This window comes from Ralstonia sp. 1138 (assembly GCF_040544795.1).
Taxonomy (GTDB): Bacteria; Pseudomonadota; Gammaproteobacteria; order Burkholderiales; family Burkholderiaceae; genus Ralstonia; species Ralstonia flatus.
The window spans coordinates 1,206,387-1,221,838 of the sequence record NZ_JBEPKQ010000001.1; the positions used below are offsets into that span (position 1 = coordinate 1,206,387).

General features: G+C 66.7%; 10 protein-coding genes. 6 read left to right on the top strand and 4 right to left on the bottom strand.

Features of this window, described 5'->3' with window-relative positions:
• Nucleotide 1: 1 nt before the first annotated feature.
• The 4 genes from ABIC76_RS05270 to ABIC76_RS05285 all read right to left on the bottom strand — a co-directional run bounded on the left by ABIC76_RS05270 (nucleotide 2) and on the right by ABIC76_RS05285 (nucleotide 6,628).
• Entirely contained in the window at nucleotides 2–1,465 is a 1,464-nt protein-coding gene (locus ABIC76_RS05270) for an efflux transporter outer membrane subunit (protein WP_354533550.1), read from the bottom strand.
• The gene (locus ABIC76_RS05275) at nucleotides 1,465–2,784 is read right to left on the bottom strand and encodes an efflux RND transporter periplasmic adaptor subunit (RefSeq protein WP_354533204.1); all 1,320 of its coding nucleotides are present in this window, start codon (nucleotides 2,782–2,784) and stop codon (nucleotides 1,465–1,467) included. Before ABIC76_RS05275 ends, ABIC76_RS05270 begins: the two co-directional genes overlap by 1 nt.
• A complete protein-coding gene (locus tag ABIC76_RS05280; RefSeq protein ID WP_102065579.1) occupies nucleotides 2,777–5,983 on the bottom strand; it encodes an efflux RND transporter permease subunit in 3,207 nt (1,068 codons plus the stop codon). The genes ABIC76_RS05275 and ABIC76_RS05280 overlap by 8 nt, the downstream gene beginning before the upstream one ends.
• A 171-nt stretch (nucleotides 5,984–6,154) precedes the next feature.
• Nucleotides 6,155–6,628 (bottom strand): MarR family winged helix-turn-helix transcriptional regulator, encoded by a 474-nt coding sequence (locus ABIC76_RS05285; RefSeq protein ID WP_102065578.1) that lies wholly within the window; start codon nucleotides 6,626–6,628, stop codon nucleotides 6,155–6,157.
• 187 nt (nucleotides 6,629–6,815) lie between these two features.
• On the opposite strand from ABIC76_RS05285, the gene ABIC76_RS05290 reads away from it, so the two are divergent.
• The 6 genes from ABIC76_RS05290 (at nucleotide 6,816) to ABIC76_RS05315 (ending at nucleotide 15,447) form a co-directional block, all read left to right on the top strand.
• A complete protein-coding gene (locus ABIC76_RS05290; RefSeq protein ID WP_027679713.1) occupies nucleotides 6,816–7,649 on the top strand; it encodes a p-hydroxycinnamoyl CoA hydratase/lyase in 834 nt (277 codons plus the stop codon).
• 38 nt (nucleotides 7,650–7,687) lie between these two features.
• The gene (locus ABIC76_RS05295) at nucleotides 7,688–9,151 is read left to right on the top strand and encodes an aldehyde dehydrogenase (RefSeq protein WP_354533205.1); all 1,464 of its coding nucleotides are present in this window, start codon (nucleotides 7,688–7,690) and stop codon (nucleotides 9,149–9,151) included.
• Nucleotides 9,152–9,232: 81 nt separating this feature from the next.
• Nucleotides 9,233–11,137 (top strand): feruloyl-CoA synthase, encoded by a 1,905-nt coding sequence (locus tag ABIC76_RS05300; protein WP_354533551.1) that lies wholly within the window; start codon nucleotides 9,233–9,235, stop codon nucleotides 11,135–11,137.
• Nucleotides 11,138–11,197: 60 nt separating this feature from the next.
• Complete coding sequence (locus ABIC76_RS05305; protein WP_354533206.1) at nucleotides 11,198–12,946, top strand: tannase/feruloyl esterase family alpha/beta hydrolase; 1,749 nt, start codon at nucleotides 11,198–11,200, stop codon at nucleotides 12,944–12,946.
• A gap of 29 nt (nucleotides 12,947–12,975) precedes the next feature.
• Nucleotides 12,976–14,196: a 3-(3-hydroxy-phenyl)propionate transporter MhpT gene (mhpT, locus tag ABIC76_RS05310; RefSeq protein ID WP_354533207.1), complete on the top strand. Its 1,221-nt coding sequence runs from the start codon at nucleotides 12,976–12,978 to the stop codon at nucleotides 14,194–14,196.
• Nucleotides 14,197–14,310: 114 nt separating this feature from the next.
• On the top strand, nucleotides 14,311–15,447 hold the full coding sequence (locus ABIC76_RS05315) for a porin (protein ID WP_354533208.1): 1,137 nt from the start codon (nucleotides 14,311–14,313) through the stop codon (nucleotides 15,445–15,447).
• Nucleotides 15,448–15,452: the final 5 nt, after the last annotated feature.

Consider the following 15,452-nt stretch of genomic DNA (forward strand, 5'->3'; position numbering starts at 1 on the left):
CTTAACGGTTGGCCATTGGTATGGACGTGGGCGGGGCCATCACGTGGTTCCAGTCGCCGCCCACCGCCTTGACGAGAAACACGCTCGTCGTCATCTGCTGGCCGAGAATCTGCACCGCCGTGCGCTGGTTGTTCAACAGCGACTGCTGCGCGGTGATCACGTCCAACGACGTTGCCAGGCCGCCCTCATAGCGCGCGCTGGCAATGTCGTAGACCTTGCGGGCGCTTTCCACGGCATGGCGCGCCTGGCTTGCGGCACGGTCCAGCGATTGCAGTCCGGCCAGACCATCTTCGACTTCCTGCAGCGCGCCCAGCACCGTCTGGCGGTAGTTCGCGATCGCACCTTGGTAAGCCGCGTTGGCAATGTCCACACGCGCCCGCGTGCGGCCGGCGTCAAACACCGTCTGGGCGATCTGCGTGCCGAACGACCACAGCAGCGTCGGCGCAGAAAATAGCAGCGCCAGATCGCGGCTTTCCCAACCGGCGCCGCCGTTGAGCATCACGCTCGGGAAGAACGCAGCGCGCGCCACGCCGACTTGCGCGTTGGCAGCAGCGGCCCCGCGTTCAGCGGCCGCCACGTCGGGGCGGCGCTCGATCACGTCGGACGGCAGTGCTACCGGAATCTGTGGCGCCGTGCCCTTGAGCGGGTTCGGGTCGAGATGGAACGCAGGCGCCGGTGTGCCGACCAAAGTGGCCAGCGCGTGTTCGTACTGCGCGCGTTGCTTGGTCAGCAGTTCGGCCTGCGTGGCGGTGCTGTCGACGAGCGCCTGTTGCTGCGCCAGGTCGAGCCCCGATGCCACACCGTCCTGATGCCGTGAGGTGACGAAATCCAGCGCCTTGCGCTGCAGCGCCAGCCCTTCCTGCACCACGGCGATTTCCGCATCGGTTTCGCGCAGGTTGTACCAGGTGGTGGCCACCTGCGCTGCCAGCAGCAGGCGGAAATTCTCGGCATTGGCGCCGGCCTGCTCTTCACTCGCCGCCGCGTTGGCGACAGTGTTGCGCACGCGGCCGAACAGATCGGCTTCGTAACTCACGTCGGCGCGCACCACGAAATCGCTCTGCACGGTCGACATGGTCGGACTGTTGTACGACGAGAGCGGCCGCTCCGACGACGTGCGCGTACGCGTGTCGTTGTTGGTGGCCGTGATGGTCGGCAGCAGGCTGGCACGCGCCACGCGCGTCTGCGCCTGTGCCTGCTCCAGGTTCGACAGCGCAACCTTCAGCGATTGGTTTTCTTGCAGCGCCTTTGTGATCAGCCTGTCGAGCTGTGGATCGTTGAAGCGCTGCCACCACGGGCCTTTGGGCGTTGCATCGGCGGGCTGCGCGGCGCGCCACGGTGCTTCGGTCTGCCAGTGCGCCGGCAGATCCATGGCCGGGCGCTCGTACGTCGGCGCCAGCGAGCAACCGGCCAGCGAGACGATCAGCGAGGCCGCCAGCGCGGCAGAGCGCAACCGCGGTCGACCCATCATGATGCGCGCGGCGCCGATGCCGCCGGTGCCGAAGCGGGCGCTGGCGTGACGATGGTTACCGCCTCGCCTTGCTCGATGGAATCGGCCGGGTTGAGGATCAGCGCGTCGTTGGGCTTGAGGCCCGAGACGATCTCCACCGTGCGGCCGTAGTCCCGCCCGATGATGACGGGGCGCAGGTCGACGCGGCCGTTTTCTGCGATGGCGATGCGCGGGCCCTCCTTGCGGAAGAGCAGCGTGTTCGTCGGCACGAGGTAGGTGCCCTGCGCGCTGGCGCTCGCGCTCGCACTATCGCCGGACGATTTGCCCTTGATGGCGACCTGCACATACGCACCCGGCAGCAGGCGGCCCTCCTTGTTGGGCAGCTGTACTTCCACCTGCATGGTGCGCGTGGTGGTGTCGATGGCACCCGACGCGCGCGAGATGGTGCCGTGGAAGGTCTGACCGGGCAGCTCCGACAGCGTGACAGCCACGTCCTGTCCGACCTTCACCTGCTGCGAATACGCCTGCGGCACATAGAGATAGATGCGCAGCGGATCGGTTTGCGCGAGCGTGAACAGCTCGCGGTTGGCGCCCGCATTGCCGGCATTGACCAGCGTGCCGACATCGACGTTGCGCTTGGTCACCACACCCGCAAACGGTGCCACCACGCGGCGGAAGCCTTGCAGCTCCTGCAGGCGGCGCACGTTGGCTTCGGCGGCGGCCAGATCGGCCTGGGCCTGGTTGGCGGCGCTGGTGCGCTCGTCCAGTTCCTGTTGCGAGACGGCGTCTTTCTGGCGCAGGTTCTGCCAGCGCGTGAGCGACGTTTGCGCCAGCGCCTTGCGTGCGGCGGCCTGGTTGCGTGTGGCTTGCGCCTGGTTCAGTTCCTGGTCGACTTCGGGCGTGTCGAGCAGCGCCAGCACTTCGCCCTTGTCCACATGGGCGCCGATGTCCTTGAACCAGCGCAGCACGTAGCCGCTGGTGCGGGCATAGATGGGCGATTCAACGTAGCCCTGCAGCGTGCCCGGCAGCGTCAGTTCGCGGCTGGCGTTGGCCGGTTTGGGCGCAGTGGTGGTGACGTAGCGGCTGGTCTGCGCGCTCACCTGACGCTCCAGCGCATGCGCGTTGTAGTAGCGGCTGACCAGCGTGCGGGCAGCGCCCAGCGCCAGCAGAACCGCCACGACGATCACGACCCAGCGTGCGCGGCGCATGGCCGGCGCGCGGTCCACCTGTTCGATCGGGTCGACGGTGACGACGTGGTGCGGCGGGCCGTCCGCGAGGTGTCCCGCATGCGCCCCGGAATGCGCCCCAGGATGGGCACTGGATGTTTGCTCAGACATGTCCTTCGCTTCCCCGCAAATCGTCACTACGCCGGGCGGCGCGCCGCTGCAATCTGTTGTGCACGCTGGCAAACACCACCGGAACAAAGAAAAGGGTCGAGACGGTCGCGAACAGCAGACCGCCGATCACCGCGCGCCCCAGCGGCGCGTTCTGTTCTGCACCTTCGCCCAGGCCCAACGCCATCGGCACCATGCCGATGATCATCGCCAGCGCCGTCATCAACACCGGACGCAGGCGGGTGGCGCCGGCTTCGAGCGCCGCCTGCACCGGCGCAATGCCTTCAGCCAATCGCTCGCGCGCGAACGAAATCAACAGAATCGAGTTGGCGGTCGCCACGCCCATCGTCATGATCGCCCCCGTGAGCGATGGCACCGACAGCGTCGTTCCCGTCACGAACAGCATCCATGCAATGCCGGCCAGCGCCGCGGGCAGGGCGGTCACGATGATGAGCGGATCGATCCACGACTGGAAGTTCACCACGATCAGCAGGTACACCAGCACGATCGCCATGACGAGCCCGACGCCCAGGCCAAGGAACGACGATTCCATCGTGTTGACCTGACCGCGCACCGTGACCTGCGCGCCGCGTGGCAGCTTCGGTCGGATGTCGTCGACGGCCTTCTGCACTTCCTTGGCGACGGCGCCCAGGTCGCGGCCCTGCACGGCGGCATAGACGTCCACCACCGGCGTGATGTCGTAGTGCGACACCACTTGAGGCTGCACCGCGGGGCTCACCTGCACGAGGTTGCCCAGCAACTGCGGCCCGCCTGCCTGTGCAGCGCCACCGCGCGAGCTTGCCACCGGCGTGCGCAGCAGTGCGTCGAGCGAATCGACGCGGTACTGCGGGCTGGTGACGGCCACCTGGTACACCACACCGTTGATCGGGTTGAGCCAGAACGTGGGCGAGGTCTGGAAGCTCGAGCTGAGCGACACGAGCAGGTTCTGCGCCACATCGCGCCCTTCCAGACCGACCTGCTGGATGCGCGTGCGATCCATGTTCAGGGCGAGCGTAGGCTGATCGAAACGCTGGTGCACATGCGTATCCACCGCGCCCGGAATCTGCTTGATGCGGTTGGCCAGGATGCCCGCAAGCTGCTGGTTGGTCGCCACGTCGGCGCCGGAGAACTGCACGTCGATGGCCGACGGCAAGCCGAAGTTCAGGATCTGGCTGACGATGTCTGCAGGCTGGAACGCGAACTCCACACCGGGGAAGCGTTTGGGCAGTTCCTCGCGCAGGCGGCGGATGTATTCCGCGCTGGGTTTGCGTTCGCCCTCGTGCAGGGCAATCAGGATTTCACCGTCGAGCGTGCCGATGGTGCCCGCGTTGCTGTACGACAGGTTGATCCCCGAGTTCGGCACGCCCAGGTTGTCGAGGATGGTCGACAGCTCCTGCTTGGGAATGATCTCGCGAATGGCGGTTTCCACTTCGTCAGCCAGCCGTGCGGTTTCTTCAATCCGCAGGCCCGACGGCGCGCGCATGTGCAGGCGGATCTGGCCGGCATCCACATCCGGGAAGAAGTCGCGCCCGAGCACGAGGTACAGGGCGCACGACGCTACGCAGAAGCCCAGGAACGACAGTGCGAACACGCGGCGGTATTCCAGCAGCCCGCCGAGGATGGCGGCGTAGTTGCCGCGCATGTGTTCGAACTGCGTGTTGAATGCCCGGTAGATGCGGCCGAAGGTGCCCGGTTTTGCATCGGCTTTCCGGGCGTCTTGCGTGTGGCCGGTCATGAGCATCATCACCAGCGTCGGCACCAGCGTGCGCGAAAGCACGTACGACGCGAGCATTGCAAAGATCACCGCTTCGGCCATCGGCACGAACAGGTAGCGCGCCACGCCCGTGAGGAAGAACATCGGCACGAAGACGATGCAGATGCAGAGGGTCGACACGAAGGCCGGCACGGCGATCTCGGCGGCGCCGTCCAGGATGGCGGTGATCGGCTCCTTGCCTTCGTGCAGGTGGCGCTCGATGTTCTCGATGGTGACGGTGGCGTCGTCCACGAGAATCCCGACCGCGAGCGCCAGGCCGCCCAGCGTCATCAGGTTGATGGTCTCGCCGATCAGGTGCAGCACGATGATCGACGACAGGATCGACAGCGGAATCGATACCGCAATGATGGCCGTGCTGCGCCAGTTGCCCAGGAACAGCAGGATCATCGCGGCCGTCAGGCATGCGGCGATCAGCGCCTCGCGGATCACGCCTTCAATGGCCGCCTTCACGAACAGCGACTGGTCGAACAGCGGCGTGATCTTCAGGTCTTGCGGCAACACGGCGGCCGCGGCCGGCAGGAGCTTGTAGATGTTGTTGACGATATCGAGCGTCGATGCGCCGCCGTTCTTCAGGATGGAGAGCAGCACGCCGCGCTGGCCGTCCTGACGCACCACATTCGTCTGCGGCGAGAAGCCGTCGCGCACATTGGCCACGTCACCCAGATAGAGCGTGGCGCCGTTGCTCGTCTTGACCGGAATCGCGTTGAGCGCCGCAATGCTGCCCGGCGTGCCGTTGAGCGTGACGCCGTATTCGGTGGCGTCGATCTTTTGCGTGCCGGCCGGCAGGATGAGGTTCTGCGCGCCCACGGCGTTGACGATATCCACGGGCGTCAGGCCCTGGGCCAGCAGCTTCTGCGTGTCTAGGTCGACCGTGATCTGCCGGCTCTTGCCGCCATACGGGAACGGCACGGCAATGCCCGGCACCGTGATCAGGCGCGGGCGCAGGAAGTTCACCGCCGCATCGTTGAGTTCCTGCTCCGAGAGCGTGTTGCTCGACAGCCCCAGTTGCAGGATCGGAATGCTCGACGCCGAGTACTTGATCACCAGCGGCGGCGTGGTGCCCGGCGGCAACTGCCGCACCTGCGCCTGCGTGCTCGCCACGATCTGCGCGAGCGCCGTCTGGATGTTGGCGTTGGGCTGGAAGAAGACCTTGATGATCGACACGCCGCCCAACGATTGCGACTCGATGTGCTCGATGTCGTTGACGGTGGTCGTCAGGCTGCGCTCCGTGACCGACACGATGCGGTCGGCCATTTCCTTGGCGGGCAGCCCGTTGTAGTTCCAGATGATGCTGGCGACCGGAATGTCGATTTCCGGAAAGATGTCCGTCGGCGTACGCATGAGCGTAAACGGCGTCGCCAGCAGGATCAGCAGGGCGAGGACGATGAACGTCAGCGGCCTTCGCAGCGCGAGTTGGACAATCCACATGGAGGCGTTTCAGAACCGCGGTGCGTTGATGGAGGGCGACGGTTGTTCGATCCGGCCCGACAGGCAGGGACCAACCATTCTAGCGCCGGGGGCCGTCGATCAATATGTCGCTTTGATCTGACTTTATTACATTGCATAACGGCAACTGCCGTGGCAACTGAAGGGCCCCGCTCAGCGCAGATTGCGCCCGCATTGCAGCAGCAGATCGTGCAGCAAAGCCGCGTGCGCGGCGTCGATTCCCTGCAGCATTTCCTGCTCGAGCCGGCTGACGGCCTCGTCGCACAGCGCCAGCAAGGCGAGCGCTTCGTCCGTCAACCCGAGCATGACGATGCGGCCGTGCGTTGGATCGGGCGTGCGCGTCACCCAGCCACGCGCTTCCATCGCCTTCACCACTTCATTGGCCGACTGCGGCGACATGAACGAGCGCTCCGCCAGTTGCGCGTTCGACAGGCTGCCGCGCGCGTGCAGCACAGACAGCGCCGTGAATTGCGGCACCGTGAGCCCGTGCGGGGTCAGCACCTCGCCCAGGCGGCGCTTGACGATGCGATCGGTGCGGCCGATCAGGTAGGGCAGTCGTGCAGACGTTGCGGGTGCGCCGTCTTGTGCGGGCTGAGGTGTGTTGCGTTTGGTTCGTGTGGCCGCCATGGATGTGAGTGGGTGTGCACCTATGCAGATGCGCACATTCTGCTACGTGTCGTTCGGGTCAGGGTTTACGGCAATGATAATCTCCTTGTTATATCAGGCTACCTGATATTAAATTGGCACCAAGCTGAGACGCGCCGCACACAAGACGGTGGGCGTCTCAAGCAGCCGACAGATCAAGGAGACGGAAATGGCTGATTACCAAGGGCGCTGGCAAACCGTGGACGTAAAGGTGGACCAGGGCATTGCATGGGTGACGTTCAACCGCCCGGAGAAGCGCAATGCCATGAGCCCGACGCTCAACTCGGACATGATCCAGGTGCTCGAAGCGCTGGAGCTGGATGCCGATGCCAAGGTGCTGGTACTGACCGGCGCGGGCGATGCATGGACGGCCGGCATGGATTTGAAGGAGTACTTCCGCGAAGTCGACGCCGGCCCGGAAATCCTGCAGGAGAAGATCCGGCGCGATGCCTGCCAGTGGCAATGGAAGCTGCTGCGCATGTATGCCAAGCCGACCATCGCGATGGTCAACGGTTGGTGCTTCGGCGGCGGGTTCTCGCCGCTGGTGGCGTGTGATCTGGCGATTGCGGCGGACGAGGCCACCTTCGGTCTGTCGGAAATCAACTGGGGCATTCCGCCGGGCAACCTCGTCAGCAAGGCGATGGCCGATACCGTGGGCCACCGCCAGGCGCTCTACTACATCATGACCGGCGAGACCTTCACCGGTCAGCAGGCCGCCGCCATGGGCCTCGTCAACGAGAGCGTGCCGCGTGCCCACCTGCGTGCGCGCACCGTGGCACTGGCCGAGAAGCTGCTGGAGAAGAACCCCGTGGTGCTGCGTGCCGCCAAGCACGGCTTCAAGCGCAGCCGCGAGCTGACATGGGAGCAGAACGAGGATTACCTGTACGCCAAGCTCGACCAGGCTACGCTGCGCGATCCGGAGGGCGGCCGCGAGCAGGGCCTCAAGCAGTTCCTGGACGACAAGTCGATCAAGCCGGGCCTGCAAGCCTACAAGCGCGCCTGATCTGGCCCGCTCACGCCAACGCCCCCGGAGACGAACCCATGCCTGAGGTGACTCAGCTTGTGACCCTGCTGATCGGCGGTGAAAGCCGGCCAGCTGCCAACGGTGCCACCTTCGAGCGCCGCAACCCCGTCAACGACGCGGTCGCATCGCGCGCGGCGGCAGCCACGCTAGAAGATGCGGACGCCGCTGTGCAGGCCGCCGCTGATGCGTTCCCCGCGTGGGCGGCCTTGGCGCCGGGCGAGCGCCGCAAGCGGCTGCTGAAGGCCGCCGACTTGATGGACCAGCACACCGACGCCTTCATCCGCGCCGGCGCGGCGGAGACCGGCGCCAGCCCCAACTGGATCGGCTTCAACGTCATGCTGGCGGCCAACATGCTGCGCGAAGCCGCTTCCATGACCACGCAGATCGACGGCAGCGTGATCCCCTCGGATGTGCCGGGCAACTTTGCGATGGCCGTGCGCCAGCCGTGCGGTGTGGTGCTCGGCATCGCACCGTGGAATGCGCCGGTGATCCTCGGCACGCGCGCGCTGGCAATGCCGCTGGCATGCGGCAACACGGTCGTGCTCAAGGCGTCGGAACTGTGCCCGGGCGTGCATCGGCTGATCGGCACCGTGCTGCAGGAGGCGGGCCTGGGCGATGGCGTGGTCAACGTGGTGACCAACGCGCCGGCCGATGCCGCCCAGGTGGTGGAGCGCCTGATCGCGCATCCGGCCGTGCGCCGCGTGAACTTCACGGGCTCGACGCATGTGGGGCGCATCATTGCGCAGCACGCGGCGCGGCACCTGAAGCCTGCGCTGCTGGAGCTGGGCGGCAAGGCGCCGGTGCTGGTGCTGGACGATGCCGACCTGGATGCCGCCGTGGAAGCAATTGCGTTTGGCGCATTCTTCAACCAGGGGCAGATCTGCATGTCGACCGAACGCGTGATCGTCGATCGCAAGATTGCCGATGCCCTCGTCGACAAGCTGGCCGCCAAGGCGCGCACGCTGCGCGCAGGTGACCCGACCGACGCGACCGCGCAACTGGGCGCGATGGTGAGCGTAGATGCGGCCCGGCGCGTGCAGGCGCTGGTGGAAGACGCCCGCGCGCACGGCGCTGCGCTGCCCGTCGGCTTGCATATGGATGGCGCCATCGTGCAGCCCGCCATCGTGGATGGTGTGACACCCGCCATGCGGCTGTACAACGAGGAATCGTTCGGCCCCGTGGTAACCGTGGCGCGCGTGGATGGCGATGAAGAGGCGATTCGCCTGGCCAATGACAGCGAATACGGCTTGTCGGCCGCCGTGTTCAGCCGCGATGTGTCGCGCGCCATGCGGGTCGCGCAGCGTATCGAATCGGGCATCTGCCACATCAACGGCCCCACCGTGCACGACGAGGCGCAGATGCCGTTTGGCGGCGTGAAGAGCAGCGGCTACGGCCGGTTTGGCGGCAAGGCGTCGATTGCCGAATTTACCGAGCTGCGCTGGATCACCTTGCAGAATACGCCGCGCCACTATCCGATTTAACCGATCTGAAGTTCGGCAGCCGCCCACCACAACCATAAAACGGGCGGCGCATTCAGGAGACAAGACGTGAATCACGTCGAAATGCAGGCTCAGGGCCCGCAGGTTCAAACCGGGCATCACACGCCGCCCCCGGCAGGTGTGCCCGATCACCCCTACAGGCAGGTTGCCGTGAGCGATGCGCCTGCGCGTTGCGAGACGGACGCGCGCGACGGCGGTGTCTGGCACGTGCGTAATACCGAAGCGCTGGCGGAACATCCGGCGCGCATGACCGACTGTCTGGTCGCGGGCGCGCAGCGCCACCCGGATCGCGTGCTGGCTGCACGTCGCGGGCCGGACGGCGCATGGATCAAGCTGACCTACCGCGAGATGCTGGTGCGCGCACGCGCCATCGGTCAGGCATTGCTGGATCGCGGCGTCTCCACCGAGCGCCCGCTGGCGATTCTGTCCGGCAACGATCTTGAGCACTTGCAGCTGGCGCTCGGCGCCATGTGGGCGGGTGTGCCCTACGCGCCGGTGTCGCCGCCGTATGCATTGGTGTCGACGGATTTCGGCAAGCTGCGCCACGTGTTTGACGTGCTGACGCCGGGGCTCGTCTATGCCGCCGATGGCGCGGCCTTTGCCAACGCCATCAGCGCGGTGGTGCCGCCCGGCGTGGAGGTCATCACGCGCGACGGCGTATTGCCCGGGCGCAGCGCCACCGCCTTCGACACGCTGCTGCACACGCCCGTGACCACGGCAGACGCCGCGCAGGCCGCAACCGGCCCCGATACGCTGGTCAAGGTGCTGTTCACCTCCGGCTCGACGCGCGCGCCCAAGGCCGTGCCGACCACGCACCGCATGCTGTGCAGCAATCAGCAGATGCTGCGCCAGACCATTCCCGAATTCGCCAAGGAGCCGCCGGTGCTGGTGGATTGGCTGCCCTGGAATCACACGTTCGGCGGCAGCCACAACGTCGGCATCGTGCTCTACAACGGCGGCACGCTATACATCGACGACGGCCGGCCCGTGCCCGGCAAATTCGACGAGACCCTGCGCAACCTGCACGAGATCGCACCCACCGCGTATTTCAACGTGCCCAAGGGGTGGGAAGAACTCGCGCTGGCGCTGGAGCGGGACCCGGCGCTGCGCGAGACCTTCTTCTCCCGCGTGAAGCTCTACTTCTTTGGCGGTGCAGGACTGTCGCAAGAAGCCTGGGACCGGCTGGAGCGCGTGACCGGCCAGCACTGCGGCGAACGCATCCGCATCATGGCCGGCCTGGGCATGACAGAGACGTCGCCGTGCTGCCTGTTCACGACCCGGCCGATCATGCGTTCCGGCTATGTCGGCACGCCGGCGCCGGGCTGCGAACTCAAGCTCGTGCCCGTGGGCGACAAGCTGGAGGCGCGCTTTCGCGGGCCGCACGTCATGCGTGGCTACTGGCGCCTGGGCGAAGAGCCTGCCGCACCGGTCTTCGATGAAGACGGCTACTACTGCAGCGGCGACGCGCTGCGTTTCTACGACGCGGACCACCCCGAAAAAGGCCTCGTCTTCGATGGCCGCATCGCGGAGGACTTCAAGCTCAGCTCCGGCACGTTCGTCAGCGTGGGCCCGTTGCGCGCACGTGTGATCGCCGCAGGCGCGCCGTATGTGCAGGACGTGGTGATTGCCGGCATGAACCGTGACGACATCGGCTTGCTGGTGTTCCCGCAGGTGGAGCGATGCCGGCGGCTGTCTGGCCTGCCGCCAAGCGCCAGCGCAGCCGAAGTGTTGGCCGCCCCCGCCGTGCGCGCCGCATTTGCCGCACTGCTGCACGAACTGAACGCCACGGCCACCGGCAGCGCGACGCGCGTGGCGCGGCTGCTGTTGCTCGATGTGCCGCCATCGCTCGACCGCGGCGAGATCACCGACAAGGGCACGCTCAACCAGCGCGCCGTGCTGGCCCACCGCGCCGAGCAGGTCGACACGCTGTATCGCGATGGCGATCCCGCGGTGATTCGCGCGGGCTGATTCCAACGCAGCACGACACCCAACCGGCAAAGACCGGTTCATCCACCCAGGAGGAGACTCATGAAGACCGTCATGTCACGGGGCATGGCGCTGGCCGCGCTCGCCCTCACGCTGAGCTGCGCCGGCTGCAACGACGACAGCACCAGCGACGCATCGTCGTCGCAAGCATCGCAGCTGCCGCAGCTTTCGCCTGCCACGGGTTTGAATCTCGCCGCCGCGTGCGAGAGCTTTGCCGGCAAGCTGAGTTTTGCCAACACCAGCATCACCGCCATCTCGACTGTGGCCGCTGGCACGTTGAGCGTGGGCGGCAACGCCGTGCCCGAGCACTGCCTGATCACCGGCACCATGAACACGCGTGTGAGCCCGGTGGACGGCAAGACCTACGCCATTGGTTTCGAGATGCGTCTGCCCAAGGCATGGAACGGTCGCTTCTACTACCAGGCCAACGGCGGGCTCGATGGCGCGGTGGCCACGGCGCTCGGCGCGTTGGGCGGTGGCCCGGTCAGCAGTGCGCTGGGCTCCGGGTTTGCCGTCATCAGTTCGGATGCGGGGCACAACGGTAGCCAGGTGCCGCTGTTCGGGCGCGACTCGCAGGCGCGTCTGGATTACGGCTACAACGCTGTTGCCACGCTCACGCCGATGGCCAAGTCGATGATCGCGCAGGTGTACGGCAAGGAGCCGGACCGCAGCTACTTTGGCGGGTGCTCCAACGGCGGGCGCCATGCGATGGTGGCCGCCGCGCGTTCGGCCAATGCATATGACGGCATCGTGGCCGGCGACCCGGGCTTCCACCTGCCCAAGGCGGCCATCAACGAGGTCTACAGCGCGCAGCAGCTCGCGACGGTGGCGACCGCCAACACCAGCGCGGGCTTCCCAGACATCACCACGTCCCTGAGCGCGGCGGAGCGCGCCATGGTCGCCAGCCACGTACTCGCCAAGTGCGACGCATTGGACGGCACGACCGACGGCATGATCAACAACCTCAAGGCGTGCCAGACCGCCTTCAGCCTCGCCAGCGATGTGCCGACCTGCACCGGCGCCCGTGACGGCACGTGCCTGACCGCCGCGCAGAAAACCGTGATGGCCAACCTGTTTGCCGGCGCGCGCAACAGTGCGGGGCAGGCGTTGTACTCGGGCTTTTCGTTTGATGCGGGCATCAGCGGCAGCAACTGGGCGGCGTGGAAGCAGGGCAACTCGATCCAGCTGGATCCTGCAGCGCTGGCGTTCGTGTTTACGACCACGCCGCAGCCGGCGTCGGCCATCACGTCACTCACCGCGTATGGCCTGGCGTTCAACATGGACACCGACGCGCCGAAGATCTTCGCGACAGACGCCACGTACACCGAATCGGCGTGGTCGTTCATGACGCCGCCGGATGAAACCAACCTCGGCACGCTCAAGGGGCGCGGCGCCAAGCTGATGGTCTATCACGGCACGAGCGATCCGGTGTTCTCGTCCGACGACACGACCGACTGGTACCAGCGCCTGGCCGCAGCCAACGGCGGCGATGCCAGCAACTTCGCGCGCTTCTATCCGGTGCCTGGCATGAACCACTGCGCGGGCGGGCCGACTGCCGACCAGTTCGACATGCTCACGCCGCTGGTGGCCTGGGTGGAACGCGGCGTGGCGCCCGACAGCGTGGTCGCCACCGCACGCGGCCCCGCCAACGCCGTGCCGAATGCCGAAGTGCCCAGCGACTGGAATGCCGCCGGCCACGACCGCACGCGCCCGCTGTGCGCCTACCCGAAGATCGCGCGCTACACGGGCACCGGCAGCATCAACGACGCCTCGAGCTTCAGTTGCCAATGACGGCCGCCCAACATCCGGAAGGAGATGCCATGCAAACCACCACCACGACGTTGAGCCGGGAGACCGTTGGCGCCGGCGTCGCCATGACGCTCGGGCTGTGCTTCATCGTTGCGCTGCTTGAGGGGCTCGATCTGCAATCCATCGGCGTGGCTGCGCCGCGCATGGCGCGCGAGTTCGGCCTGTCGGTCGGGCAGATGGGCCTTGCATTCAGCGCCGGCACGTTCGGCCTGTTGCCGGGCGCCATGCTGGGCGGCCGGCTGGCCGATCGCATCGGCCGCAAGCGCGTGCTGATCCTGGCGACGGCGCTGTTCGGCATCTTTTCGATCGCCACCGCGCACGTGTGGGATTTCAACAGCCTGTTGGCAATCCGCGTGGCCACCGGCATCGGCCTGGGGGCCGCCATGCCCAACCTGATCGCGCTGTGTGCCGAAGCGGTACCCGCACGCCTGCGCAACACCGCCGTGAGCGTCATGTATTGCGGCATCCCGTTTGGAGGTGCCATCGCCGCGGTGGTCGGCATGTTGAGCGCCGGCGATTCCGGCTGGCGCCACATCTTCTACGTGGGCGGCTTCGGCCCGCTGGTGGTGGTGCCGCTGCTGCTGACGCTGCAGGAATCGCGCCGATTCGACAGCGCGCAGCGGGGCGCCATCCAGCCGCCTCCGGTGTCATGGGCGCTGTTCGGCGAGCGCCGGATGGCGGCCACGCTGTTCCTGTGGGTCAGCTATTTCTTCACGCTGATCGTGCTGTATTTCCTGCTTAACTGGCTGCCTTCGCTGATGGCCGCGCAGGGGCTGAGCCGGCCGCAGGTGGGCATGGTGCAGATCCTGTTCAACATCGGCGGCGGTGCGGGCGCGCTGGGCATCGGCATGCTGATGGATGCGGCACGCCCGCGCTGGGTGGTGTCGGGCATGTATGTCGGCATCATCGCGGCGCTGTCGTTGCTGGCTGCGGCAGGCGGCATGGCATCGATGTCGGCCGGCGCCTTCATGGCCGGGCTGTTCGTGATCGGCGCACAGTCGGTGCTGTATGCGCTGGCGGCGGCGTACTACCCGACCGTGGTGCGCGGCACCGGCGTGGGCGCTGCGGTGGCGGTGGGCCGGTTGGGCTCGATCGCCGGGCCGCTGCTGGCCGGTCAACTGCTGGCGATGGGGCAGCACGCCACCACCATCATCGGTGCCAGCATCCCGGTCACCATCATCGCGGCGCTGGCTGCATTGCTGTTGCTCAAGCGGCCGCGCGTGCAGGACTGACACGGCCGTCCTGTTTCTTGCGCCGTCCGGTCGGCGGCGTATTCCACCTATTCCAAACTGCCGGCCCGCCAGACATGGGGGGCGGGACCGGCTCGACCCTAGGAGGGGCCCCACATGCAAACCACCACCTTGCGCACGCGCTGTCTCGTGCTGGCCGCGGCCACGTGCGCACTCGCCAGCGGCGCGGCCAACGCGCAGAGCGTCACGCTCTACGGCCTGATCGATACCGGCATCGAATACGTGAGCCATGCCAATACCAACGGCAATGGCCTCACGCGCATCCCATCGGTCACGGGCACGCTGCCCTCGCGCTGGGGCCTGCGCGGCGCTGAAGACCTGGGCAACGGCATGAAGGCCGTGTTCACGCTGGAAAGCGGTTTCAACACCGACACCGGCACTTCCGGCCAGGGCGGACGCCTGTTCGGCCGGCAGGCGTGGGTTGGGCTGGCCAGCGATTACGGCACCGTCACGCTGGGCCGGCAGTACAGCATGGTGTTTCTGTCGCTGGCCGATGCAGACATCCTCGGCCCCAGCCAGTACGCTATCGGGTCACTCGATGCGTACATTCCAAACGCCCGCACGGACAACACCATCGCCTACAAAGGCACCTTCAGCGGCCTGACGGTGGGTGCTACGTATTCGTTCGGGCGTGACGCGGCGGGCGGTGTGCCGGCCTCCGGCACCTGCGCGGGCGAGGTGGCGGGCAATGCATCGGCATGCCGTGCCATGTCGGCCATGGTGAAGTACGACGCGGCCACCTTTGGCGTGGCCGGCGCTTATGAAGAGCAGCGCGGCGGCACTGGCGCCACCGCATCCTTCTTCAACGGCAGCGCGCCCATTGCGCTCACCGATGCGGGCGACAAAGACCGCCGCATCGTCGCCAACGGCTATGTGAAGCTCGGCAACGCCAAGCTTGGCGTGGGCTGGATCGGTCGCCACGTGCAAGCTGTTGCCGGCGATGTCCGTTCCAACCTCTACTTCGTCAACGGCAGCTATCCACTCACGGGTGCGCTCACGCTGGACGCGGGCCTGATCCGACTGATCAATGCCGACCAGAGCCGCAGCGCGACGATGGCCGTGCTGCGCGGCGTGTATGCGCTGTCGAAACGCACGGCGCTCTATGCGCAGACCGGCTATCTGTGGAACAGCGCCAACGCGCAGTATTCCGTCAGCGGCGGCGGTGGTGGAACCACGCCGGGCAAGGGCGTGAACCAGCTTGGCGCGATGGTGGGGATGCGGACGGCGTTTTGATGCGG